A 25430-nucleotide genomic window follows, 5' to 3' on the forward strand; every position below is an offset into this window, starting at 1 on the left:
TAACATTTCCTACTCCTCGATAGCCCTCCCCAAAGGGTTATTTTGTACTTTCGTGCCGCAATTGCGCAAACATAGCCCCACAAAAGCCTCCAAGGCATGAAAGTTAAAGCAAAAAAACACTTAGGACAGCACTTTTTACGCGATTTGGATGCTTCCTACCGCATCGCTGACCTTCTCTCTGGACACGGAGGATACGACACTGTGCTCGAAATCGGCCCAGGAATGGGGGTATTGACGCAGTTTATTTTACCCAAGGAACAGTACAACACCTATGTGGTTGAGATAGACCGTGAATCAGTCGCCTATCTAAAAGTAAATTTCCCCAAACTCGAAGGTAAAATCATCGGTGGCGATTTTCTCCGAATGAACCTCAACGAATGGTATCAGTCTATTCAAAATGGTACTTCGACTGGGACGGGACGGTTTGCCCTGATTGGCAATTATCCTTATAATATTTCGTCCCAAATTCTTTTTAAGGCCCTCGATTACCGCGACCTCATTCCAGAAATCATTGGGATGTTTCAAAAAGAAGTAGCGCTCCGAATTGCAGCGCCTCCAGGGAAAAAAGACTACGGAATTTTGAGCGTTTTGCTTCAAGCCTTTTATGACATCGAGTATTCTTTCAGTGTTCCACCCGAAGCGTTTGATCCGCCACCAAAAGTACAGTCGGGGGTTGTTCGACTCAAGCGCAACAACGTGGACAAACTTGATTGTGATGAAAAGCGGTTTACCCAAGTGGTGAAAGCGGGGTTTAATCAACGACGTAAAACCCTTCGGAATGCGCTCAAACCGCTCGGTATCACTTTTAACCACCCGCTTCTTGACAAACGGGCCGAACAACTTAGCGTAGCTGATTTTGTTTTGTTAACCCAGCTTGTAGAAAATCAACCTGCCAGCGGCGAATAGCCGATAAAGACGCATTGAAGGTATGACGTTTGAATTAACCAAAGAGTTTCTCGAAAAAATTGAAACGGCTATCACTGGGCGGGATGATACCTTGCTTCGGGCAGAAATGGATGAGTTGTACCCTGCCGACATCACCATGTTGTTGTATGAGCTGGAGACCGAACCCGCCCATTACCTTTTCAGCTTGCTCAATACGGAAATAGGTGCCGAAATTTTGGCAGAAATAGAACCCGAAGACCGCAAACGTTTTTTGGAGAATTTTTCGTCCGCCGAAATTGCCCGCTACATCGAAGTTTTTGATTCGGACGATGCCGTGGATTTGCTCCAAGAGCAGCCCATTCAGGTTCGGGAAGAGGTCATTGGGCTGCTAGAAGACCGTGAACAAGCCCGTTTTATCATTGACCTCCTCCCCTACGACGAAGATGTGGCTGGGGGATTGATGCAAAAAGAATTGGTCAAAGCCAACGTCAATTGGACGGTCAATGAGTGCATTGAAGAGATTCGTAAACAAGCCGAAGACGTTGAAAAAGTGTATGCTGTCTATGTTGTTGACGACAATCAGACCCTGCTAGGGCTTATTTCGCTCAAAAACTTGGTGTTAGCCCGAAAAAACACCAAAATCGGCAACATCTACGACGAAGACATTCACTACGTCGAGACCTACCGACCCGTTGAGGAAGTATCCGAAATCATGCAACGGTACGATTTAGAGGCCATTCCAGTCGTAAACGTCCAAAAACGTTTGCTTGGTCGCATCACCATTGACGACGTTCTGGACGTCATTATCGAAAAAGCCGAAGAAGATATTCAAGCGATTTCTGGTATCACTGGAGAAGTTGAAGAAGACGATAACCTTTGGCAACAAGTGAAGGGGCGTCTTCCATGGCTGATTGTGGGCGTGATTGGAAGCTTGATGGCCGCTACTGTGATTCGGATTTTTGAGGGCGAACTCAGCAAAATAGCCGCCCTTGCTATGTTCATACCCATCATGGGTTCGACGGGTGGAAACGTCGGAATCCAAACGGCTTCGTTGATTGTACAAGCCTTGGCCGACAAGTCAGGGTTAGAAATAAGTTGGAAAGAACGTTTGCTTAAAATCATTGTCATTGCCTCCCTCAACGGCCTCATTATTGGGCTTTTAGCGGGGCTATACGTGCTTGTTTTTAGTCAAACCCAATTGGTATGGGTGGTAAGCCTTTCCCTGATGGCGGTGGTGTTATTGGCTTCTTTTATGGGGACAATTACCCCCCTTATCCTCGACCGCTTTGGTATTAATCCCGCAGTTGCCTCGGGGCCATTCATTACTACTGCCAACGACCTCGTTGGGATAGGCACCTATTTTTTAATTGCGCATTTTTTGTTGAAAATGTAGAAGGATATTTTGCCATAAAATCCTAAAAATGCGATGAACCAGGAAATTAAAAAAGAACTTTTACGCTTAGAAAAACAGCACAACATCAAAATCTTGTTTGCTGTTGAGAGTGGCAGTCGTGCTTGGGGATTTGCTTCTACCAATAGTGATTGGGATGTTCGATTTGTATATATTCATTCGCTAGATTGGTATTTAACAATCGACGAAAAGCGAGACAGTATTGAGGAAATGTTACCCAATGAGCTTGATTTTTCAGGATGGGAGCTAAAAAAAGCCCTAAGACTATTTCGAAAATCAAACCCTCCCTTGTTAGAGTGGTTACAGAGTCCTATTGTTTACTTAGAACAAACTTCGACGGCCCAACAACTTCAAAAGCTGACACAGGAGGTTTTTAACCCAAGAGCTTGCCTTCACCACTATTTACACATGGCAGAAGGCAACTACCGAGATTATTTGTTAAAAGAACAAGTCCGCTTAAAGAAATATTTTTACGTTTTACGCCCGCTACTTGCCTGCGATTGGATACTAAAAACTAACCGTATGGCTCCAGTAGAATTTGACGTACTCCTTGAAAGTCAGATTGATGACCCAAGTTTAAAAGCCATTATTCAAGAATTGTTGATACGAAAAAAGTCAGGTGAAGAGTTAAATGAAGCTGACCCTATCCCAGCTCTCAACCTTTTTTTAGAAGATAAAATAGCATTTTATACCAATTTTGTCAAAAGTATTGAAAAAGTTGCCCCGCCTTCCAGCCAATTACTCAATAGCCTATTTCGCAATTCATTGACTGAAGCTTGGGCTTAAGTTTTGATTTAGCAATTTGTTTACTACGTTCAAAAATGCCATTCATCGAAGTACTTAATCCCTCCTCCATTCGAGCCATTGCACAGTTAGCCACCCAACTTTGGCCTGATACTTCATTGAATGAAATGTTAGGTCATTATCAAGAAGTTTTAGAATTAGGTGAGGGTATATGTTTCTTGGCATACCAAGAAGGGCAACCCATTGGTTTTATTGAACTTAGCATTCGTAATGATTACGTAGAAGGTGCCGACGAACTACCCGTTGCCTACATTGAAGGGCTCTACATCGCTAGCGATTACCGACAGAAAGGTCTGGGGCAAATGCTTATTACACGTGCCGAGCAATGGGCTGTTCAACATGGATTTAAACAACTCTGCTCCGATGTTGAAATCGAAAATCAACTTAGTATTCTCTTCCATGAAAAAGCAGGCTTTAGCGAAGCGGCAAGAATCGTGTGTTTTGTCAAAAATCTTGACTAGACATTTTATCTACTATAATATTATATAACACTGTTTATATCTAACATTGTAACGTTTTCCCCTATTCTTACCTTATAAAATATCTTTTTTTTGGATAGAGGCACATTTTCGGTTGTTTAAACAATCATTCTCCAGCTAATACCTACTAATTTTGTATTTGTGTTGGTAAACACGTAGCGAATAAGCAATCACATTTAATATTAACATAAAATGTCAGTAGCAACAGGAACGTACGTACCGTACAAAGTTAAAGACATCACATTGGCCGATTGGGGCCGCAAAGAAATTCGTTTGGCGGAAGCCGAAATGCCTGGTTTGATGGCACTTCGTGCTGAATATGGCGCTACGAAGCCATTGAAAGGCTCTCGTATCGCAGGTTGCTTGCACATGACTATCCAAACTGCCGTTTTGATTGAAACGTTGGTTGAATTGGGTGCAGAAGTCACTTGGTCTTCATGTAACATCTTCTCAACGCAAGATCACGCCGCTGCTGCTATTGCTGCCGCAGGTATCTCAGTATATGCGTGGAAAGGTATGACTGCGGAAGAATTTGATTGGTGTATCGAACAAACACTTTTCTTCGGAGAAGAGCGTCAGCCATTAAATATGATTCTTGACGACGGTGGTGACTTGACAAACATGGTGTTTGACAATTATCCTGAGTTGATTGCAGGAATCGGTGGTTTGTCGGAAGAAACAACAACAGGTGTACACCGTTTGTACGAGCGTATGAAAAACGGCACATTGCACCTTCCAGCAATTAACGTAAACGATTCGGTTACTAAATCGAAATTTGATAACAAATACGGTTGCAAAGAGTCATTGGTGGACGCTATCCGTCGTGCTACTGACTTGATGTTGGCTGGTAAAGTGGCCGTTGTAGCAGGTTATGGCGACGTAGGTAAAGGCTCGGCAGAATCACTTCGTGGTGCTGGTTGCCGCGTTTTGGTGACCGAAATCGACCCAATCTGCGCATTACAAGCAGCGATGGATGGTTTTGAAGTAGTTACGATGGATGAAGCTGCGACGCGTGCTAACATCTTTGTAACGGCGACAGGTAACATCAACATCATCAAAGGCCGCCATTTCAAATCAATGAAAGACAAAGCAGTAGTTTGTAACATCGGTCACTTCGATAACGAAATCGACATGGCTTGGTTGAACGAAAACTACGGCGCAACGAAAGAGCAAATCAAACCACAGGTTGATCTTTATACAGTAGATGGCAAAGAAATCATCGTCTTGGCAGAAGGTCGTTTGGTGAACTTGGGTTGCGCGATGGGTCACCCATCTTTTGTGATGTCAAACTCATTCTGTAACCAAACATTGGCACAAATTGAGTTATACACCAACCCAGGCAAATACGAAAAACAAGTTTATATCTTGCCTAAGCACCTCGACGAAAAAGTAGCTAAATTGCACTTGTCACATATTGGGGTGAAGCTTGAAACCCTTGATGAAGAGCAAGCAGCTTACATCGGTGTTACGGTAGCAGGGCCATTCAAATCAGAATTGTACCGCTACTAAGCCATTACTTGTTTTTTGCTCGGTCAGACGATAGTCAGACCGAGTAAAAAAGTCAAACAGGGTCAGACGATAGTCTGACCCAAAGGTAAAAAAGGCTGTTTGGTCTGACTAACGTCTGACCAAATAGCTTTTTTACTTATTAGGTTGCGCGGTATAACGCAAATAAGGTTTTACGATTCGCAAATCGCTGTATTTTTTCTGGGCATCTTCCGTCGAAACAGCAGGTACCACAATCACATCTTCTCCTGGTTTCCAGTCTGCTGGCGTAGCTACTTGGTTATAAGCCGTTAGTTGAAGCGAATCAATAACGCGAATAAGCTCGTTGAAGTTACGGCCTGTTGATGCTGGATAAGTCAACGTAAGTTTAATTTTCTTGTCGGGGCCAATCACAAACACAGAACGAACCGTTGCTTTCTCACTCGCATTTGGGTGAATCATGTCATACAACGTTGCCACGTTACGGTTTTCATCCGCAATGATTGGGAAATTTACTTCCGTACCATTTACTTCGTTTATATCTGGTACCCAACGCGCGTGAGAATCCAAATCATCCACGCTCACCGCTATTACTTTTACGTTTCTTTTTGCAAATTCGCCCTTCAATAACGCCGTTTTGCCCAATTCTGTCGTACAAACTGGTGTAAAATCGGCAGGGTGAGAAAATAACAATCCCCAAGAATCACCTAACCATTCGTGGAAACTGATAGGGCCTTGCGTAGTATCCGCTTGAAAATCTGGGGCAACATCGCCTAATCTAAGTGACATGATAAATAAGAGTTTTTGTGGAATGAATATTTTTACTTATAGACTATCGGCTTTGTATGGTTTATCCGATAATTGAAAGCCTCTTTTTTGGGAGGCTTGACAAATGTAGTACAAACGTACAGTAAAAATTGTTCCAATTAGCAAAAAAATAAAACTAAACCTTCTGAGAAAAACGTTATTGATAATAATTGTTTTAGCGTGAAGTACAGCATGTTTCGTAAACACCTCTTCTATCTATTTTTAACTACCTTTACCATTCCTGCTCGAGTGTGGGCAGCTGACGTTGACTCCACTTCTGTCAAAACCAGTGACTCTACCCGTACCCCTAAATCGCTCAAATTCCTCAAAGAACTATTTTCCAGTAGCCAAGACAGCATGAGGCGCGGCCCCAACCTCATGTACACCCTCAACTGGGACGCTAGAAGTTCGTTTATTGACAAAAAATTTGTCAATATTTGGGGCGTAAATACAGGAATAAAATTTGGACGGAAGCGCCATGAACTTACTTTTGGGTATTATTGGCTTACGTTTAACTCATTTCTACGACTCATTGACTTCCGTAAAAATGCTTCGCAAGTCATCAATTTGGGGTACTATACCAAAACCGACCTTTATTTTTTTAGCTTAATGTATTTTCCCAATATCATTGAAAACAAGCGTTGGCGTTTTAGCATACCTGTTGAACTGGGTGTGGGTGCAACCCAAAGTTCGAGAAACAAACTTCTGAATGATTTGATGATTTGGCGGCGAAACGATATTTTTATGCCTGCCCAAGTCGGGCTCTTTCTTAAATGGAAAGCAACTCGGTGGGTGGGTTTCAGTGCCCAAGGTGGCTATCGCTACGCGTTGTACCAAAAAAATGTACCCTCCAATTACAACGGCCCCTATTATAGTTTAGGCTTTACGATTGAAAGTGAAGTTTTCACAGATTCGTATCAATGGGCTAAAAAAACCATCAAAAAACGCCAAGAAAAACGGAGTAAATAGCCCAAAACTTAGCTTTACAAGGTATGAAAAAAATTGTTACTTTCGGTCAAATCATGATGCGGTTATCACCGCCTGCTTTTGCTCGTTTTAGCCAAGCCCATCGTTTTGACATTACCTACGCTGGTGGAGAAGCCAACGTCGCGATTGCAACTGCCCAATGGGACGTTCAAGCCGTCCACGTGACCCGTTTTCCCAACAACGACATTGGGAAAGCTGCCATCATGTACCTGCGTAAATACGGACTCGACACTTCCGAAATCCAGTTAGGTGGCGACCGCATGGGGATTTATTTCGTAGAAAATGGTGCCAACGCCCGAGCAAGCCAAGTGATTTATGACCGCCTCAATGACTCCTTTTGTACCCTTGAGGCTGAAAGTTTTGATTGGGAACGAATTCTGACGGGTGCCGATTGGTTTCACTTCACGGGCATCACCCCTGCCCTGTCGGAAAGTGCTGCACAGGCTTGTTTAGAAGCGGTACAAACCGCCCGAAAGTTGGGCGTTAAAATCTCGGCAGACGTAAACTACCGTAAAGGACTATGGAATTGGGGCAAAACACCGCAGGATATTATGCCAGAATTGGTATCTTACTGTGACCTCATCGTCTGCGGCAATAGCAATGCCGATGATTTATTTGGGATTAAGCCCCTACCCGAGGATAAGAACAAGTGGGTGTCCACCTCAAAACAAATCATGGAAAAGTATCCCAACATTAAGCTGATCCTTGACACCAAACGAGATTCTATCAGTGCTTCTCACAACCAATTGAAGGGAAAAGCTTGGAATGGCGAGAAGTTTTACAAAACTACCACCTACGACATTCACCACATTGTGGATCGCATCGGAAGCGGTGATGCTTTTATCGCTGGCTTTTTGTATGGCTACGACTATTTTGACCAAAGTGTGCAGCACGCCCTTGAGTTTGCCACCTCGGCGGCCGCCCTCAAACATACCGTAGAAGGCGATTTTAACTTGGTTTCCATAGACGAAGTTGAACGGTTATCTTCGGGTGATAGCTCTGGGAAACTTTCTCGATAAGAGAAAATTTATATAAAATTTTACTTTATATATTGTTTTACAAAATATTATCTTTAGTTTCGTAGTTAGAAGAGTAAACCTCCTACAACTATGAAACTATTTTTTTTGTCGTCTATCTTCTTCGTTAGCTCGTTTGCGTATTCGCAAATAAAAATCATGACTTTCTCAGAAGCAGAAAGCAAGCACCTGAGTGTAAAGCAATTGGACAGCCTCTATCCTAGCCCCAAAAAGTTTTTTGATGGCGCGGCGGATACGTATTTCAAATCGCAACAAGCGTTCTTGCTCAGTGTCAATGGTCAGGCAAGAAAAAATAGTACTAAAAAAGATAACGGCATTTTATGGGCACGTTTTTATGTTGGCAAGGAAGGTCGATTTGATTATTTTCTTTATAGTTTTGAAGGCAAAGTATCGGAAGAATCGAAAACGAAGGTATTGGATTCACTCCGTGTCTATTTGGATAACTATCGTTTTCCCGTTAAAATCACGGCAGCGTACTCTTTTCACCAACTTATTAACATTGGGCTGATACGCCAGCTTCCCAAAGGCCGCAATGTCATTAGCACCCTCGATGACGCAATTGCTACCACCCGACCTGATACGGTTAAAATTCTTGCCCTCAATCAGCTTGAATTAACGGAAGTACCAGAGATAATTTATAAGTTTACCGAAATGAAGGAGCTTAATTTAGGCGGAAATGAGCTCAAGAATGCCAACATAGATTTAACTCGCCTGCCCAAACTCAAACACCTCTGGCTCAATGCCAACCAATTGTCAAACAACAGCTTAACGCTCACGCCCAACAAAACACTCCGTATTTTGAACATCCAAAACAATCGTTTTACTGATGTTCCAGCGGCGGTTCAAGCCTGTAAAAAGCTTTCAAGTTTATGGTTGGGATATAACAAACTTTCACAGCTAAACGACCAAAGTTTTCTGGGTTTGCGGCGCTTGCGCGACATCAATTTATATTCGTGCGACCTCAATACCTTGCCGCAAGGCATCAACAAACTAAGAAGGCTAGAAGTGATTGACTTGTACCACAACAACCTTAAAGAATTACCTTCGTCCATCGGAAGAATGCGGCGATTACAGCAATTGGCACTGTCAAATAACCAACTGACGCATCTACCCCAAAACCTTCGGAAGCTGAGACGCCTTCAGGCCCTGTATGCGCACCACAACAAACTCTCTAGTCTGCCCAGCAGCCTCAAAAGATTGAAGCGTTTGACCATTTTGGACCTCAATCACAATCAATTTAGTGTGTTACCAGGTTCCATTGGCGCTTTATCGGTCGTTGAAGAGATTGACGTGAGCTATAACAACCTTAGCGAACTCCCCACTCAAATGCCACAACTAAAACGACTCAAAAAGCTGTACCTCCGCGAAAACCCTGTCACTGAGGATCCTATGTTATTGAGTCGTTCAAAACCCATCATGGAAAATTTAACCCAAAACAAAACGGACGTTTCTTATTAAAGAATTTTGGGGAAAGTAGTTGCAAAAATCGAATCAAAAATTCATCTTTGCACTCCGATTTCGGATGTAGCTCATCGGACTGGCGTACCAGCTGGCTAGAACGCTTGGCGAAGCCTCGCACCGATGGCATTTTTTTGGGGATGTAGCTCAGCTGGCTAGAGCGCTTGCATGGCATGCAAGAGGTCGTGGGTTCGAATCCCATCTTCTCCACCTTCATTATCAAAGAGTTACGATCACAATCGTAACTCTTTTTTGTTTCTGCTCAAACATTGCCAAAACATTTTAGATTTGTTTGAGCAGCATCACCCCCTTATCAAAGTGCCCTATTAGTACCTTATCCATACGGTTTCCTCAGTTCCTCCTCACTTTATTTACAAACAAACGCCTAGTTCCCTTTTTGTACTTCCCGCCTATCACCTCTCACCGAACAAATATTTCGTTAGAAAGTTGGCGTTTTGAATTAAAGTTTTGTTAATTGTGCGAAAATTTTTTGTTGATTTAACCCAACAAAGTGCTTAACATAAATGAAGGCTTTCAACTTAGGCTAGCGGCTGAGTGTAAAGATATTACTTACCATTGCGAAATAGACGTCATACAACCGCCAACAAAAACTTATACGCGTTTGAAAACGATGGAGTGGCGTCTATCCACTCGTTATGCCTCACCCTAAAAGACGACACTACATAATATAAAAGATGACAGAACAGATTAAAATAAGACGAGAAAAGCAGGGCGACTTTAGAGAAGTTTTTGAACTTAATCATATTGCATTTGGACAGGACAACGAAGCAAAACTGGTTGACGCTTTAAGAATTAATCAGATAGCTTTTGTTCCAGAACTTTCAATTGTAGCGACTGACAACAATAAAATAGTTGGACATATTTTGTTTTCCAAAATCAGTATAAAAGACGACAAAGGAAACTTGAACGAAAGTTTAGGACTTGCACCTATGGCTGTTAGACCTGAATATCAAAAAAGTGGAATAGGTGGGCAACTAATCAGAAAAGGATTTGAAGTAGCAAAAGAATTGGGTTTCAAATCGGTAATCGTTTTGGGACACGAACATTATTATCCAAAATTTGGTTTTCAGCCAGCCGACAAATGGAAAATAAAAGCACCATTTGACGTTCCTTCAAATGTATTTATGGCAATTGAATTAGCGACTGATGGGCTTACAAACATATCGGGGACAGTAGTCTATCCGAAAGAATTTGAAACAGTATGAGGCAACAAATCAGAACTAAAAAAGAAGAATAAAGGCATGATACGGGTTTTGCGTCAGGCGGACTGAGGTGCAAACTTGTGGCTTTGTAGTTCTAATAAACTTTAAATTTATGCTTCGTAATCTTACCCGAACGCAAAGCCAGAAACCATTAGTAGCAATGTAAAAACAGACGATATCGACAAAATAATGAAAACATATCATATTTTAAACGGGGACTGCTTGGCTGACCAATTAAGTCAAACAAAAATCAATCAAGACTTTATTGTTTGTAGAGAATGCTTAATTGATGGTCATTTATATGCCGACAACATCGCTGACTTTTGGGCGGTTCGGGCCAAATTTATTGCTGAATCTCATAATGCTTCGACTGAAGAATATTTTATTAAAACAGTAAATGAATTTGAAAAACTAAACAATTTACCTGACAATTCTGAAGTTTGTCTTTGGTTTGAAAACGATTTGTTTTGTCAGACAAATATGTGGTTTGTAATCTCAATTCTTGCAAATTATACGACACTTAAAATTTTTCGAGTTTTTCCAACAATTGAAAATAATGCTGACACTTGGAAAGGCTTTGGTATTGCCGATGCTGAAAAACTTGAACAGGCGTTTGATTCAAAGATTCGGTTTATGCCAAAGGACATTGAATTAGGCAAAAATTTGTGGGCATCGTATCAAATTGGTGACTTAACTCAGTTGAAAGAATTATCTAAAAAACAATCTGACTGTTTTCAATATTTAGAAGAAGTTTGTCAAGCACACATTGATCGATTTCCGTTAGACAAAACTTTGGGCAGACCAGACAAAGTTGTAAAAGAAATAATTGCCACTAACTCGACAGAATTTCAGGCTGTTTTTTCAGAGTTTTCAGACAGAGAAGGAATTTATGGATTTGGAGATTCGCAACTAAAAAACATATACGACAGACAGATGCACAGCACCTAACCAAAAGTGGCAGCTCAGTGGTTAAATCAAGCTTTGTGCTTCTATCAAAGTTACTCCGATAAGCACGAGCGCCCCCCCTCGTGATTTTTATCTACTGGCTTCTAGCCTATCCTTCCCTCATTTTCACTCAAGTGAACCCCAAATCCCCCCTATCTCCTGCCAAGCACGTTCACCGAATAATAAATTCGTTAGAAAGTTGGCGTTTTGAATTAAAGTTTTGTTAATTGTGCAAAAATTTTTTTGTTAGCTTGACCCAACAAAGTGCTTAACATAAATAAAGGCTTAGGAGATAGGTTAGCCGCTGAGTGTAAATAAATTACATACTATTGCGAAATAGATGCCATACTAACCGCCAACAAAAACTTATACGCATTTGAAAACGATGGAGTGGCGTCTATCCACTCGTTATGGGCAATAATAAAAATGAAACATGAGTGTTACAATTGATGGCATAAAAGGATATGAATATCAATACAAAGTAACAGTATTGATTGCTCTAATTACAAAAGCAGATAAAGTTGAATTGTATGTTGAAAAAGAGGGCAGTGAAGATGCTTTGCTATTAATTGAAATAATAGGAAATAAAATTAATATAGAAATTCAGGTTAAGAGAGAGAGTAATTTAATTGATATAACTAAACTTGCTAATTGGCTATGTCATTTTCAGGAACAGAAATCTGACAATAACCTAATGCAAAAGCTAATTGACAATAATCAAAGCATAGCTCTATTTGTTACTCATTCAAGATGCTCCGATTCTTTATTACAGTTAAAGACTGACTTTCTCTCTTTTGAGAAACATAATTCTATATCCTTTAATCAAGGATTTTATGACGAATTTAGACAAGCTTTAAAGAAAATAAAACTTGGAAAATCTGTGTTAATGAATGAACGAGAAGAGTTCTGCAAATCACAGGCTGATAGCTTAAAATCCAAGGCTGAATTAAATAAAATATTAGAACAGTGTTTAATCTTTGAAGAGTTTACTGATGCAAAAGTAGATAATTATATTACCTCAATTCTTAATAGTAAATATTCAATTGCACAATCAAGAACTGATATTGTTTATTTACAACTGCTCGAAATTGTAAAAGACGGTAGAGATGATGGAAAAGATATTTCAAAAAAAATTAAAAATTACCTTCAATCAGTAAAGATAGGTACTCCAATTATCGATTCTCAATATAGGGAAAGAAAAGAAGAGAGTTTATTAATTGAAGAACTTGCAAAAAACGGTGTTTTATTTTTAACAGGAATTTCACAATGTGGTAAGACAGAATTAGCAAAAACTATTGCCAATTATTATGTCAAGAAAGGTTATGACTACCAAATACATGATGATATTTCAGACCTAAAACGATTTCTTAACTCGAATATTTCCGACAATAAAGTTGCGATATTAGAAGACCCTTTTGGCCATATTTCATTAAATGCTAATTATTTCGAAATCCTGCACAAAATAAAAGATTTAATTGGAAATAAAGAGAAACATCACTTTGTCATTGTTTCGTCAAAAATAGAATTGTTAAGTGAAGTTTTTGATTCGTCTAATAAATCAGATTACAAGATCAAAGGATATCTTTGGCAAGATTTGACAATAAAGGATAAAAAACAAATAAAGTCATTTTGGGAACGTATAGCAACAAATAAACTTTTACCAACGGAAATTATCAATACTGTTTCAAGAGGAATTATAGAAAGTGAGAATCAGAATATTTTACAACTTGGCCAATTAATATATTTAGTTAATGAAGAGATAGAACAATTAACAAATAAAGATTACAATGAGCTTGAACATATTGCAAGAAGAAACTCGGTTGAAATTGCCAATGATGTAAAAGCTAAAAATAAGCTAGCTGCAAGTATACTTGCAGTAATTTCAATCTGTTCCGACCCAATTCACAAATTAGGATTTCAAGATTTAGCTTACATTCTATCAAATACTACGGATTTACTTTCCATTACAAATAAAAATCTATTTACAAGTAGTTTTGGTGACGACCAAACTCCACAATTTCCAAAATATTCAAAAGATATATCTTTAGATGAAGAGGTTATAAATGCTATTAGTTACCTTGAAGAAAGAGGGCTGATCGCTGTATCATCTGATTCTTTATTAATTACGCACCCTAATTATTATGAAGCAGGCAGATACTTATTTTTTGAAAGAAGCTCATTAAAACAAAAACCTAAGCTTGAGCAATTTAAAAGGAGTATTGCCTGCTTAAATCCAATTACTTCATTGTTGGCTGCAAAAAATTCTTCTTTCATTTATAATAAAATAAAAGAAGAACATAAAAACACAGTTGTTCAAATTGGATTTATTGGTTTAGATTCAATATTCCCTTCTGTTGAAGACGTTTCTCTTATTTTCTTAACCAAGATTATTCAGAAGTTAGAAGAAGAGCAGTACCGTAAATTAGTTGGTAAAATCCAAAGTGGCGGAACTAGTAGTTTTAACATATATTGGCATAATAATATTCCATTTATTTCAAATGAAGGTGGATTTTCAAACTTATTCATAGAAAATGGTGAAACAATAATTAAACGAGCTGAAGAATTAATCTTACATGGAATTAAACCAAACATACATGATGCATGGATTTATATTGATGGATTAAAAAGGGAAGCGATATTTTCACAAAAAAATATCCGTTTATTGTTGCAGTTCAATGAGGGTTTTGTTCGTCAAAAAGTAGTCTATAAAGCATTTTCGTATCCAGAAATTATTGATAGTAAACTCATCAAAGAATTATTTAATGATGAGCACCCATCAGTAGTTTTTAGTACAATTCGAGCATCGTTGCTTAATTGGTTCTCTCTTTCTGACAGTCTTCAATCATTAATTAAAGAATTATCAATAAAATCATTTTCTAAAAAGGATATTGCAATAAGAACTTTTAGTCTTATCTCAACATTCTCGATTGATTACAGTCATGAAGCAGTATTTAGAAGGGATTTTGATGAAGCTCAAAAAAAGGAAATGTGGCAAGTATGGGGAGAGTTGTTTCCTGTTTGTGTTGAAAATGTACCATTAGGGGTTCATATTAACTCTGCTCGATTTGGTGTAACTATGCAAGACTCAATCAAGTATTTAGATGTTAACGTTGGGCTTGAAGTTTTAAAAGCTTGGTATAAGAGAATTGATTATCAAATTAAAAATGGAAATATTTTAAATGAGTTTGATATGTCAATTGCAGATAATTTAATGCAAATAACATTAACTAATTCTGATGCAAGAAAAGAGCTTTTCTTGCAATTAATCAACTATAATGACACGAGCTTTATTTTATCAAACCTAAAATGGACAATTGAATATTGGAACAAACTAGATAGTTACGAAAAAAATCAGATAATTGACCTTATTAATAGCGATAGAATTGATGTTAGGTGGATTAAAGCAGTATTATTAAACTCATACTCTCCACCGAAAGAAATAATCAATGAGATATTTGGAGATGGAGATTTATTTAAAAAAGATGTCGTACAAATTGTAAAAGTATTTCCAGATTCTTTACTTAAAGATTGTTTAAATGTATACTGTGGATTTCCACAACCATTATGGTGGTTGGCTGTACATCACAAAAATGGTAAGTTTTGGTTGAATATTATCAGATATATTCTATTAAATGAACGTCATGTAGGATTTGATATTTGTCTCGAAGAGTTTGTAAGTGACGGAGTTAATGGTTTCTCTTCGTTTAGGGAGGATGGAGCCAGTTTTTGGATTAAGATATGTTCTGCAACCAAAAATAAAGACATTCTAACTATATCTTTAATTAACAATATGGCAGATTGTTCTTGTAGTATATATTCTACAAAAAAAATGTGGTCATCATTAATAAAATCCTATGAAGATGATTCGAAAATTGAAGATCTAATAAAATGTATTCAAGAGAATATAGAGTTAATCTTATACAGCAATAAAGAGGATTTTATTGAAGTGATTGATGAAATATTTCTAAAGGAAAAGATAATTCCTGCAATTGATAGGTTGGAACTTACTGACCAAAGAGTTGAAAAGGTTGGTAAAAAGAGAAAAGAAGAAGTAAAAATGATTTTTAATTATAAATTAGACAATTGGATAGGGGAAAATTAAAGCCCATAACATCACCTACACTCAAGCAGGGGGGGGCTTCGTAGGACAGGAAAGTGCTAAATTTGAAGTTCCGTTCTTCGTAGGAAGTTCAGTGGTAAAAATCCCTGCCTGCGTGTAGCAGAAACGTTAGCAGCAAATTTAACAAACAGACAATGGGATACGACATAAGAGTAGTAGCATTTATTGACATTTTGGGATTTAAAAATTCCATTGACAAGACAAATACAGACGAAAAAGAGTTTGACAGAATACTTAAAACTCTGACAGAGCTTAAAGACTTTTTCATTAAGCCAAAAGACCATTACGAAATAGAAGCTGACCATAAACTTGGTGCAGACACACAAATATTGCAGGTTTCAGACAGTTTAATTATTTCAAGACTAATACAAGAGCAAGGAGGAATTTATTATATGTTATCTGACTGTGCATTTGCAATTCATCTTCTAATTAGCAACGGATTTCTTTGCAAAGGAGCGATTAGGTTTGGTAATATGTATCATAAGGAAACTACATTATTCGGGCAAGCATACATTGACGCATACTTAGCAGAGGAAGAAGAAAAACTCCCCATAGTAAAATTTGACAAAGACCTTTTTGAAATTGTAAAACACTTTCCTGGATCTGCAAATGTTGGATTTGAAAACTGGGAAATTGGCTTCATTAAAAAGAATTGCAACGAACTTGAAAATGGCGAATATTACCTTGACTATTTTACGGACTATGACGACAGAGTTGGAGGTGGAGAAGGAACTGCATCAATTCACTATTCAAAATTGAGAGAGATAATAGTTGAAGGACTGAAACTGCCAAAAGAAAGTAGTGCATATAAGAAATACGTTTGGACAGCAGAACGATTTAACCTGACAGCAAAAAACTATGGACTCAACAACATTCAGTAAAAAATCTGCCACTAATAACTAAGCTTTCGTGGTGGCCGAAGGCCAAGCCATGAAGGCGCGGTTGAACGAAACTTGGGCGGGCGGCTAGCCTGGCGGTGAGAGCTCCCCAAACCCTTTTCTTTTATTATGGAGTTGCGGAGTGCCGCCCCAGTCGTCGGGTGGACAACTACGCTGAGAGCAGGTTTTTGGCCTGCTTTTTAGTTTTTATTACCGTTTATAGGTCGTTTTCCTGACGAAGCGTTTTTGCCATGCTCAATTTTAAGTTTAAATTGCTCTTAATCGCGATATAGCCACCGAAGGTTTTGTTCAACATCGATTTTGCGTCAGGCGGGCTGATGTGCAAACTTGGTGCTTTGTGCTTCTATTCAAGTTCATTGCTGGGTTGACAGTTTAGTACTTCGAAATCCGCTTCTTCGGCAAGCCCGAAACCGTTAGCACCAGTTTAAAAAGGCAATACAGATGAAACAAATTATTTTATCGGTTTTGACAATTTCATTTATTACAAGTTGTATAGGAACGAAAAGATTTACTGGTTTTGTGGATCCAAAGTTTCAGTATAAACAAATAAGCCAAACCAAAGACAACATACTTATTGACTTAACAGGGCTTGAAAATACAAATGGAGCGATTAAATCGACAAAAGTAAAATCACAATTTGTCCCAGCAATTTTATACTGGCAGTGGAACAACACAATAAAATGCGAAGTAAATCCTACTATAGTTGGACAATCCTTCGAAGAAAATTTTTTACAATATTCCGACAGTTTGAGAGTTCAAGATAGACTTCAAGGGCGTAAACTAGAATTGAAAGTCGAAAAAATTCCGAGCAGTTTTGTTTACACTCACCGAGGCAATTCGATTATATTTATTATTGCATACACTGTTAACGACTTAGAAGCAATTTTCCCGCAAGAACAAGACATAGTCGTAAGTTATAAACTTACCCAAGATGGTTCGACACTAAAAGAAGGAAAGCTGACTGCTAGTAATAAAAGTCAGCCTTTAAAAAACGTATGGAAATCAACAAAGAAATTTACTTGGTTATATATTGACCAATTTAAACAAAAGAACAAAAAAATGACAAAAGAAATAGTTGAAAAACTCATCACAGAAATATAAACACCAGTGCCAATAACTAAGCCTTCGCAGCAATCGAAAGCCAAACTATAAAACCCTAAAATACATTCTAGTTTGAACGAGATGCGATGCTTCCACTACTCCTTTTTCAAAACCCAGCTCCCTTCTATTTTCTTATCACTTTCTAGTCGGATGAGGTAAGTGCCACGGGGAAGTTGGGTTGCATCGGCTTTTATTTTGTCCGTCATGGGTTCGGCTGGTAGTTTTATTTTTTTTCCCGTCAAATCATAACACACAACCGTATAGGGGTTATTGTCTGCGTAGGGAACGTAAAATACGCCTGAGGTGGGATTGGGATAGAGGCCAATCGTTGGCGCCGTTGCGGGCTTTTCTACCGAGGTTATCGCAAAAAGTACAGGCTCTGATAGTTCACTTTTGCAGTTTCCCAACGTAACCTGTAATGTATATACGCCTTGTTTGGTCGCCAAATAAACCGTGTCGGTGGCATTCGGTACGGCCGTATTATTGTAAAACCACTGATTACCCGTTTTTGAGCTTGAAACCAACCGCTCCCCTACTTGCTTAATGGTTGGTTTGTTGACCACAATCGTCGTAAAAGTTGTCGCATTGGAGGCTCCTAAAGTACACCCAAATTCGTTCGTAACCGTCACTTTATACTCCCCCGCCGAGGTCACTCGGTAGGTATTTGTCGAAGTTACCCCAACCGATTGGCCGTCTTTTAGCCATTCGTATTTGGTCTGTCCAGCGGGCTGAGCCGTCAGAAGCACACTTTCTCCCAAACAAATCGTCCCCGTTTTATCCGAACTAATGGCCGCATTGGCAAGGGTGATGATCGTAAAACGAGCCGATGAATACGGGCGACAAGCGCCACTTACGCCATCGAGGGTGGCAACGATAAAGTACTTTCCCGCGTTTTTGGGCAGTGCAATGTTCGTTAAAACGGCTTCCGTTTTATTGGAGGTCAGCGCGCTGTTAGGCACCACCCCAAGCAACGTACCCGATGAGGCGTAGGCTTCCTCTTCCGTCAAAGGCTCAGTGGTGGTCAGTCGAAAGCGAACGGCTTGGTTAGAAACGCCGCTCATCCCTTTGAGGGAAAGGGTGGCCGTCGCACCAGGACAAAAAGAACTTTGGTTGGTATTGATGGTAATCGCGGAATTGAGGGTCACCCCTGAGCCACAACAATACGCTGGGGGATCGAGCGGATCCGCAAATTGTTCCAATGGCACCGCATTCACAAAATTTCGCTGGCCCGAACGAGAGTAAAAACTGGGCCGCACATTTAGGGCATATTTGTCCGCCAACTTCACAAATTCGTCCGACTCATCCAAAACCGATATGGCTCCAAAGCACCCATTCCCTTTGAACTGAAAAAGCGCCACGGCTTTGTCTTTCGTAAAGCGCCCATAAATAGTCTCGGTCGCAGATTTCCCAATGACATAGTAGCGGTAGGCGTCGCTCAGTGAGTTAAAGAAAGATTGGTTGGGTTCGTTGGGTCCCAAACGCAACGGCGTTTTATCCCATTCGCCCTTCACCCCAATGACCTCAGTGATCAAAAATGATTTTGGTACACGCAACGTCACTTGGGCCGTTGGCCCCCGTTCGGCGGTGTCTGCATTAAACGTATTTGGCGTGTTATACCCAGGAATTACCCAAACGGTATATAATTGCTTAACGGTTTCGTATGTAATTTGATAACGAATGGTATTTGTAGAAGTTTGGCTTTTTAATTGACCAATTACTGCAAACAATAAAAACCAAAAAATCAAAATTCTTTGTTTCATTTCCATGTTGCTTTTAGTATTTTTTTACGTCAAAAAGACGTATTTTTAACTCATGATAAATTACACAATAAATGCGTTTTATTTGCTATTGTATCTTTATTTTATTCCCAATACACCTGGCCGCTCAATGTAGTTCCCCTCAACCCAAAAAATCAGTATTAGCAACAGTGGAGGGGTCACTTGCAACGGTCAAGGTATTGGACGCCCAACCCGATGAAAGGTATCATATTTTTCGTGCATCTTTTTCTTCTACCACCTTTGAAGAGATTGCGACCACTTCTTCCCCGCAATTTAGTGATACCAACGTTGACCCTTCCGCTGGTAGTTACTGCTACTATATAAAAACTGAAAATTCTTGTGGACAGATGTCGGAACCATCCAGTAGCGCATGTACCATTCATTTAAAAGGCAGGGGCCGAACATTGCAATGGAATTCCCCTTTTCCAACTCAATCAGGAGCTATTCAGTACAAAGTCAGTAAAATTGACGCTCCTCCCGTCGATGTTTCCAACTGGATAAATTCGGAACGATTTACGCTAACGCAACAAGCACAACCCAATGATACTTACCGTGTTACGGCGACTATGACGATACAGGTAAACGGGCAACCTGTAACGACTGAATTATATTCATCGCTGTATGAACTCATTGACCTCCCTGCGATTTATGTCCCCGATGCCTTTTCTCCGAACAACGACAACATTAATGACACTTGGGTTATCACAACGTATTTGATTCAGACATTTCGTTTACAGTTATTTGACCGAAGTGGGGTTGAAATTTTTACCGCTGACACCCCAACCAACACTTGGAATGGTATCCTTCCAGATGGTATACCCGCTACTAATCAGGTATATACATATTTGATCAATGCTACTGATTTCTTTAACGAAAATTGGCAACAAACAGGAAAGGTTTTACTATTGAAATAATAAAAAAATAGGACCATCTAAAAAGATAGCCCTATCCATTGATTAAGAAGAAGACGAAAACCATTCGTCTTCTTCCTTTTATACCCTTACCCTTTTGTGAATTTCTTGGTGATTATCTTATTGTCTTTATCAGTTCGGATTAAATAAGAACCCGAAGAAAGTTTTTCTACATTAATCTTCAACGTATTTATCCCCTGCTTCGCCGTTTCATACGCTTCATACCGTACAATACCCGACGGGTCAATTAATTCAATGTGAACTTTACCGCCGTCACTTTTGGAAAAGTATTTCACATTCACGTCATTTATCGCAGGATTAGGATAAGTGATTAAACCCGACGCTTCCTCCAATTCATTGGTCATACTCCCAATACTCGCTTGAAGTTTCTTAGCAAGTTGTGCCAACACTTTTGGCAACGTAATTGGCTGTGCAAACTGTTCAAGTGGACGAACCGAAACACTGGGTTGTTGGCCTGAGCGTGAATAAAAACTGTTGCTCACATTCAACGACATTGATTTGTTGGCAATCTCAACAAACGGATCACTGGTATCCAACACCGTTACATCTTCTGGTTTTGTCTCCGTGCCTTTAAAACGAAAAAGTGCCACAGGTTCTCCTTCTTTGAAAACGCCGTAATTGGTTTCAGCGGCCTGTTTGCCAATGACATAGTAAGCAAATTGTTCGTTGGCGCCCGCTTTTAGCAGCGGTGTTTCGCTACCAATCCGCCCAGGTGTTTTGTCCCAGTTTCCACGAATATCTTCTAAACTTGTTAGCTTAAAGCCTTTAGGCACCTTGATTGTCACCTGCGCCGTCGCCCCTTTTTCTTCCGAATCTGAATTATAGCGATTTGGGGTGCTGTATTGTGGCACGACCCAAGCCGTATAAGTTTGCTGTGTTGCATCGTAGTCCACCATGTAATGCACACCCAGGGGTGATGCACTTTGGGCAAATACACCCGTACCACTTACAAGAAGTGATAATAAAGCGACTCCATGTTTTAAAAATTTCATTTTCATCCTATTTAACTTGGTTAGGATAGCAAGGGGCTTTTTACGGCCCCTTGTTACTGTTGTTATTTTTTACGTTTTTTCACCGCTACAGGTACGCATAGCTGCACTGGACAGCAATTTACGCCTGCTTCGATAATCACTGGGCAACACCCTCCCGCTGGACAAGTGCCGTTGGTTGCGGTATAAGTATAAGTACCAATCTCTGTTAGTAGCACCACGTTGCCCGTTGCTACCGCTGTAGTTCCACCATTTTTAAACCATTGTACGTTTGTATAAGTCGCAGGTACGGTTACTTCCACTTTTTCACCCGTACACAATTTTACTGGTACAGTGGTACAAGCGCTGGCTTCATTGTTGTCCGAAGCAGGGTCATTTTGGTCAGATGAAATAATTTTAGCAGTATTAAACCAAACACCTTCACCCAATAGTTTGGCTTTTAGCGTCAATACGGCGCTGTCGCCCGCTGCAAGGTTAGGAATCGTCCAAAGAGGGTTAGAATACGTTCCTTTGTTTACCGTTGCACTTACAAATTGCATTCCAGCCATCAAGCTATCTTTTAAAGCAACGTTTGTCGCAGCATCCGTTCCAAGGTTCTTAACTACAACTCTGTACGTAATTTCATCACCAACTACCGCTGTTTTTTTATCAGCTACCTTCGTTACCTTCAAATCTGCACTTCCCGTAGAAACAGTTCTTGTTAAGATAAATACGGTTGCCGTCGCACATTGTTTTGGGTTCTGTCGGTCACACACCTGGTATCTAAAGCTATCACCACCTGTATAACCTGCGTTTGGCGTGTAAGTAAATGTACCATCTGAGTTGATAACAACGGTTCCGCTACTTGGGCCTGAAACAGGGGTTGTGGTAATATCAAGCCCCGTGTTTGAATTGTCTTTGTCGTTGGCAATGATATTTCCAGTGGCAGTCCCCGTTGGGTTTCTAAAGAACAAATCATCGTTAGCGGTAGGTGGAATTGCACCTGCATTGGCAGGATAAACATTCAAATCAACCCTTGCAGTATCACATAAAACAGGTGTTCCATTGTCACACACTCGGTACAAGAAGAAATCATCACCCGTAAAACCTGTTGTAGGGGTATAAGTAAATGTTCCATTGGGATTAAAGGTCAATGTACCATGTGTTGGCTGCTGAATCACTGAAGCAGTGAGGGTTTGGCCAACGTCGGGATCTTTGTCATTTAAAATCACATTGCCAGAAACAGGTTGTTCTTGGGTCGTTGCAAATTTATCGCCAATAGCCACTGGAGGATTGTTTCCCGATGGATTTGTAGGACGAACAGAGATAGATACGGTTGCTTCATCACAGATAGCAGGATTCCCACTATCACAAACGCGGTAAACAAAACTATCGTTTCCAGTAAATCCATTTGCAGGAGTGTAGGTGTAAGAACCATTTGCATTCAACACAACCGTTCCGTGGGCAGGTGCTTGGACTGGCGTAGTTGTCACCTTCAATGGCCCTGTACCCGTTGCTAAATCGTCATTGGTAAGTACATTTTCCGTCACAGCCGTATTTTGATTCGTGATATTATCGTCATCATAGGCATAGATATAAGGGCTGCTACACAAGGCTGGGCCACCACTTACGTTTTGAAATTGCTCTCTTGGATCAATATTTCCACCAGCGGGTTGTCCCGAACGTGAATAAAAACTATTGGCCACGTTTAAGCTGTACGTTGAACTGGCTGCCGTGATAAATGGATCACCTGGCGGAAGTACACGTACTGGTCCAAAACACGTTGAACTTTTAAAGGTAAATAAAGCAACGGGAGCCCCATTGGCAAAAGCACCATAGTTGGTTTCGTCGGTCGTTTTACCTATCACATAAAAAGCGATATTATTGGGGATGGTTGCAGGATACGATTGGGTTACGCCGTTGGCAACTTGGCCTTGACCAAGTTTGTCAGGAGTTTTTTCCCACGTTCCTTTGACGTCGGTAATGTTTTGAATCACAAAGTTTTTGGGAACAACAAGGGTAAACTGGGCGGTAGCTCCTATTTCACTGGTTCCAGCATTGTTGGTGTTTGGAACGTTGTAATTTGGAATTACCCATGCTGTGTACGTTTGACTGGTTGCGTCAAAGGTGACTTTGTAATTAACGGTGTTTGAGGATTGCTGGGCCCAGAGCGTGTTCATCATTCCCATTACAAGCCCAAAAACGAGGCAGAGAGCTTTCTTCATAAATTTTTAAGGTTTAAAATTGGTTTTTGCTTCTTCTTTCGTATCGAGTTTGAAGTGGAAGCCTTGGTAGGCTTCCACTCTATTGTTGGTTAGGGAATTTGCTCTTTAATGATGAAGAACTTCTGTCCTAAGGTATTGCCAGGGTGGTTCTTAATGATGTTTTGGTAAATGTATTCCACATCATTGCCTGTACCTTGGAAGATGGTATCTCCGTTGAGATTAATATCTCCAGTATAGTAGCCTTTCAGCGTGTAAAACTTGCTTACAAAGACATTGCCTACGTAGTTGATTACTTGCTGGTAGATAACGTTCACGTCGTTATCCGTTCCTTGATAAATCACTTGTTTATCGAAGAGTGAATTACCAGCCCACAACGCAACCCCTTGAAGAACGTCCACTTGGGCTTTGTTGACTACGTTTGTTTCGTCCAAATTGTACGTTGGCGTCGTTGTTTTGCGGAAGTCAATCACACCACAAGTACTTGTCATATCCACAGGTGTCTTACTCATGACCCCTAAGTGGTTACGGTGTTTCACAACTACATAATAGCTATCTGGCGAAGCCGAATTGAAAGTTATCGTGCTTACTCCGTCCACATCGACGATGTCACCATCACGTTGCAACAGCGCAGAACGGCTATCCACTACGGTCGTTGGACTTGTCTTGCTGCGTAACTCTACGAATACCCAGTCAACAATCGCATCTTTACCAGATGGGCTACTTGCGCCAAGCACCGCCAAAGTACTGGTATTGGCCGTTGTTAAGCCTGTCATTCCCATTGCTGGATATGGACTAGTGGTTGGCAAATAACCTTTCACTCGTAGGTCATCACGCATCAAGGTATCTGGTAACAATACCCCAAACAATGCCCCTTGCAAATACACCTTAGCTTGCAAACAAACTTTGTTGGCAGGAGGAAGAACAGCTATAATTACCGTTCCTAGCGTACAAAGTTGCGGATTTCCACTGTCACATACTTTGTAAGTGAATAGATCCGAACCAACGTAACCTGCTGTTGGCGTGTAAGTGTATGTTCCATCCGCATTGAAGACAACTGTACCATGACTTGGGTTTGTCTGTTTGCTGAAGGTCAACGTCTGGCCAGCATCTGGGTCATAGTCGTTTTTAGAAACATCGCCACTCTTAGGTGTATTCACCGAAGTGATGATGGCATCATCAACAACGATAGGAGGTCTATTACCTGCTGGTGGTGGTGCAAGGACATTGATAGTTACCGTTGCAGTATCACACAAGCTTGGCGTTCCGTTATCACAAATCTGATACGTAAAGCTATCTGACCCAACAAATCCTGTCGTTGGCGTGTAAGTAAATGTACCATCTACATTTGCAACAACCGTGCCATGCGTTGGATTTGTCAACTTCACTGGCGTACCTAACGTACCATTTGGCGTTCCTGCCGCATCTGGATCTGTATCATTGAACTTCACAGGGATGACAACCGCCGTATTTTGATACGTTTGCGTATTATCATCAATTGCTACAGGCTTATCATTTGTAGGCTTAGGATTAGGAATGATGTTAATTACCACACAAGCCGTGTCTTTCAAGCCCGCATTGTCCTTCAATTCGTAACAGAATCCGTCTTGACCCGTCACTCCTGGATTCGGCGTGTAAGTAAACGTCCCGTCTGGATTCAACGTCACGGTTCCTTTCGTCGGTGGCGTCACAGGCGTCGTCGTTACTGTCAATGGACCACCTTCGGGATCAGTATCATTAACTAGCACATTTCCACTTACTGGGCTATCCTGTGGTGTAATTGCAATATCATTAATACCTATCGGCGGCTGATTCGCTGGTGGCAAGATCGCTATCACTACCGTCGCCGTGTCACACGCTCCGCTTGGGTCACATACCTTGTAGGTGTA

19 protein-coding genes and 1 tRNA gene are annotated in these 25430 nt (G+C 40.4%); 15 read left to right on the plus strand and 5 right to left on the minus strand.

What is annotated here, in order from left to right:
• Positions 1-96: 96 nt before the first annotated feature.
• The 5 genes from rsmA (at position 97) to ahcY (ending at position 5088) form a co-directional block, all read left to right on the plus strand.
• Complete coding sequence (gene rsmA / locus AC23N5_RS24325; protein WP_487757613.1) at positions 97-906, plus strand: 16S rRNA (adenine(1518)-N(6)/adenine(1519)-N(6))-dimethyltransferase RsmA; 810 nt, start codon at positions 97-99, stop codon at positions 904-906.
• A 22-nt stretch (positions 907-928) separates the two neighbouring features.
• Positions 929-2278 (plus strand): magnesium transporter, encoded by a 1350-nt coding sequence (gene mgtE / locus AC23N5_RS24330; protein ID WP_487757614.1) that lies wholly within the window; start codon positions 929-931, stop codon positions 2276-2278.
• A gap of 33 nt (positions 2279-2311) precedes the next feature.
• Positions 2312-3082, plus strand: a complete 771-nt coding sequence (locus AC23N5_RS24335) for a nucleotidyltransferase domain-containing protein (protein ID WP_183976873.1) — start codon at positions 2312-2314, stop codon at positions 3080-3082.
• Between the two features lie 35 nt (positions 3083-3117).
• Positions 3118-3561, plus strand: a complete 444-nt coding sequence (gene aac(6'), locus AC23N5_RS24340) for an aminoglycoside 6'-N-acetyltransferase (protein ID WP_487757615.1) — start codon at positions 3118-3120, stop codon at positions 3559-3561.
• Between the two features lie 210 nt (positions 3562-3771).
• Positions 3772-5088, plus strand: coding sequence for an adenosylhomocysteinase (gene ahcY / locus AC23N5_RS24345; protein WP_028524543.1), 1317 nt, complete (start codon positions 3772-3774; stop codon positions 5086-5088).
• 132 nt (positions 5089-5220) lie between these two features.
• Here the strand turns inward: ahcY and AC23N5_RS24350 are convergent, their stop codons facing one another.
• Complete coding sequence (locus tag AC23N5_RS24350; protein WP_122930200.1) at positions 5221-5853, minus strand: peroxiredoxin; 633 nt, start codon at positions 5851-5853, stop codon at positions 5221-5223.
• 210 nt (positions 5854-6063) lie between these two features.
• On the opposite strand from AC23N5_RS24350, the gene AC23N5_RS24355 reads away from it, so the two are divergent.
• From AC23N5_RS24355 to AC23N5_RS24395, 9 genes are all read left to right on the plus strand, one after another.
• Positions 6064-6840, plus strand: coding sequence for a hypothetical protein (locus tag AC23N5_RS24355; RefSeq protein ID WP_487757616.1), 777 nt, complete (start codon positions 6064-6066; stop codon positions 6838-6840).
• Positions 6841-6863: 23 nt separating this feature from the next.
• Positions 6864-7877 (plus strand): PfkB family carbohydrate kinase, encoded by a 1014-nt coding sequence (locus AC23N5_RS24360; protein ID WP_487757617.1) that lies wholly within the window; start codon positions 6864-6866, stop codon positions 7875-7877.
• Positions 7878-7967: 90 nt separating this feature from the next.
• Positions 7968-9353, plus strand: a complete 1386-nt coding sequence (locus AC23N5_RS24365) for a leucine-rich repeat domain-containing protein (protein ID WP_487757618.1) — start codon at positions 7968-7970, stop codon at positions 9351-9353.
• 136 nt (positions 9354-9489) lie between these two features.
• Positions 9490-9563 (plus strand) — tRNA-Ala (locus AC23N5_RS24370).
• Between the two features lie 485 nt (positions 9564-10048).
• On the plus strand, positions 10049-10579 hold the full coding sequence (locus AC23N5_RS24375; protein WP_487757619.1) for a GNAT family N-acetyltransferase: 531 nt from the start codon (positions 10049-10051) through the stop codon (positions 10577-10579).
• A gap of 186 nt (positions 10580-10765) precedes the next feature.
• Complete coding sequence (locus AC23N5_RS24380; protein ID WP_487757620.1) at positions 10766-11524, plus strand: DUF1835 domain-containing protein; 759 nt, start codon at positions 10766-10768, stop codon at positions 11522-11524.
• A gap of 430 nt (positions 11525-11954) precedes the next feature.
• Positions 11955-15623, plus strand: a complete 3669-nt coding sequence (locus tag AC23N5_RS24385) for an nSTAND3 domain-containing NTPase (RefSeq protein ID WP_487757621.1) — start codon at positions 11955-11957, stop codon at positions 15621-15623.
• 152 nt (positions 15624-15775) lie between these two features.
• Positions 15776-16522, plus strand: coding sequence for a hypothetical protein (locus tag AC23N5_RS24390; RefSeq protein ID WP_487757622.1), 747 nt, complete (start codon positions 15776-15778; stop codon positions 16520-16522).
• A gap of 459 nt (positions 16523-16981) precedes the next feature.
• Positions 16982-17641 carry a hypothetical protein gene (locus AC23N5_RS24395; RefSeq protein WP_487757623.1) on the plus strand — a complete coding sequence of 220 codons (660 nt, stop codon included), beginning with the start codon at positions 16982-16984 and terminating at the stop codon, positions 17639-17641.
• Positions 17642-17736: 95 nt separating this feature from the next.
• Here AC23N5_RS24395 and AC23N5_RS24400 read toward each other — a convergent pair whose 3' ends face one another.
• Complete coding sequence (locus AC23N5_RS24400; protein WP_487757624.1) at positions 17737-19401, minus strand: T9SS type A sorting domain-containing protein; 1665 nt, start codon at positions 19399-19401, stop codon at positions 17737-17739.
• 167 nt (positions 19402-19568) lie between these two features.
• On the opposite strand from AC23N5_RS24400, the gene AC23N5_RS24405 reads away from it, so the two are divergent.
• The gene (locus AC23N5_RS24405) at positions 19569-20333 is read left to right on the plus strand and encodes a T9SS type B sorting domain-containing protein (RefSeq protein ID WP_487757625.1); all 765 of its coding nucleotides are present in this window, start codon (positions 19569-19571) and stop codon (positions 20331-20333) included.
• 86 nt (positions 20334-20419) lie between these two features.
• Here the strand turns inward: AC23N5_RS24405 and AC23N5_RS24410 are convergent, their stop codons facing one another.
• The 3 genes from AC23N5_RS24410 to AC23N5_RS24420 all read right to left on the minus strand — a co-directional run.
• Complete coding sequence (locus AC23N5_RS24410) at positions 20420-21343, minus strand: T9SS type A sorting domain-containing protein (protein ID WP_487757626.1); 924 nt, start codon at positions 21341-21343, stop codon at positions 20420-20422.
• 62 nt (positions 21344-21405) lie between these two features.
• The gene (locus tag AC23N5_RS24415; RefSeq protein WP_487757627.1) at positions 21406-23544 is read right to left on the minus strand and encodes an Ig-like domain-containing protein; all 2139 of its coding nucleotides are present in this window, start codon (positions 23542-23544) and stop codon (positions 21406-21408) included.
• 89 nt (positions 23545-23633) lie between these two features.
• On the minus strand, positions 23634-25430 hold a 1797-nt coding region (locus AC23N5_RS24420), incomplete at its 5' end, for an Ig-like domain-containing protein (protein WP_487757628.1).

This window comes from Runella sp. R5_40, assembly GCF_057652295.1.

Coding starts and splice junctions, on each gene's coding strand:
- AC23N5_RS24395 (WP_487757623.1), top strand. CDS start 16,982: ATGAAACAAATTATTTTATCGGTTTTGACAATTTCATTTATTACAAGT.
- AC23N5_RS24355 (WP_487757616.1), top strand. CDS start 6,064: ATGTTTCGTAAACACCTCTTCTATCTATTTTTAACTACCTTTACCATT.
- AC23N5_RS24335 (WP_183976873.1), top strand. CDS start 2,312: ATGAACCAGGAAATTAAAAAAGAACTTTTACGCTTAGAAAAACAGCAC.
- AC23N5_RS24365 (WP_487757618.1), top strand. CDS start 7,968: ATGAAACTATTTTTTTTGTCGTCTATCTTCTTCGTTAGCTCGTTTGCG.
- rsmA (WP_487757613.1), top strand. CDS start 97: ATGAAAGTTAAAGCAAAAAAACACTTAGGACAGCACTTTTTACGCGAT.
- AC23N5_RS24375 (WP_487757619.1), top strand. CDS start 10,049: ATGACAGAACAGATTAAAATAAGACGAGAAAAGCAGGGCGACTTTAGA.
- AC23N5_RS24390 (WP_487757622.1), top strand. CDS start 15,776: ATGGGATACGACATAAGAGTAGTAGCATTTATTGACATTTTGGGATTT.
- AC23N5_RS24360 (WP_487757617.1), top strand. CDS start 6,864: ATGAAAAAAATTGTTACTTTCGGTCAAATCATGATGCGGTTATCACCG.
- mgtE (WP_487757614.1), top strand. CDS start 929: ATGACGTTTGAATTAACCAAAGAGTTTCTCGAAAAAATTGAAACGGCT.
- ahcY (WP_028524543.1), top strand. CDS start 3,772: ATGTCAGTAGCAACAGGAACGTACGTACCGTACAAAGTTAAAGACATC.
- AC23N5_RS24385 (WP_487757621.1), top strand. CDS start 11,955: ATGAGTGTTACAATTGATGGCATAAAAGGATATGAATATCAATACAAA.
- AC23N5_RS24400 (WP_487757624.1), bottom strand. CDS start 19,401: ATGAAACAAAGAATTTTGATTTTTTGGTTTTTATTGTTTGCAGTAATT.
- AC23N5_RS24410 (WP_487757626.1), bottom strand. CDS start 21,343: ATGAAATTTTTAAAACATGGAGTCGCTTTATTATCACTTCTTGTAAGT.
- AC23N5_RS24380 (WP_487757620.1), top strand. CDS start 10,766: ATGAAAACATATCATATTTTAAACGGGGACTGCTTGGCTGACCAATTA.
- AC23N5_RS24415 (WP_487757627.1), bottom strand. CDS start 23,544: ATGAAGAAAGCTCTCTGCCTCGTTTTTGGGCTTGTAATGGGAATGATG.
- AC23N5_RS24350 (WP_122930200.1), bottom strand. CDS start 5,853: ATGTCACTTAGATTAGGCGATGTTGCCCCAGATTTTCAAGCGGATACT.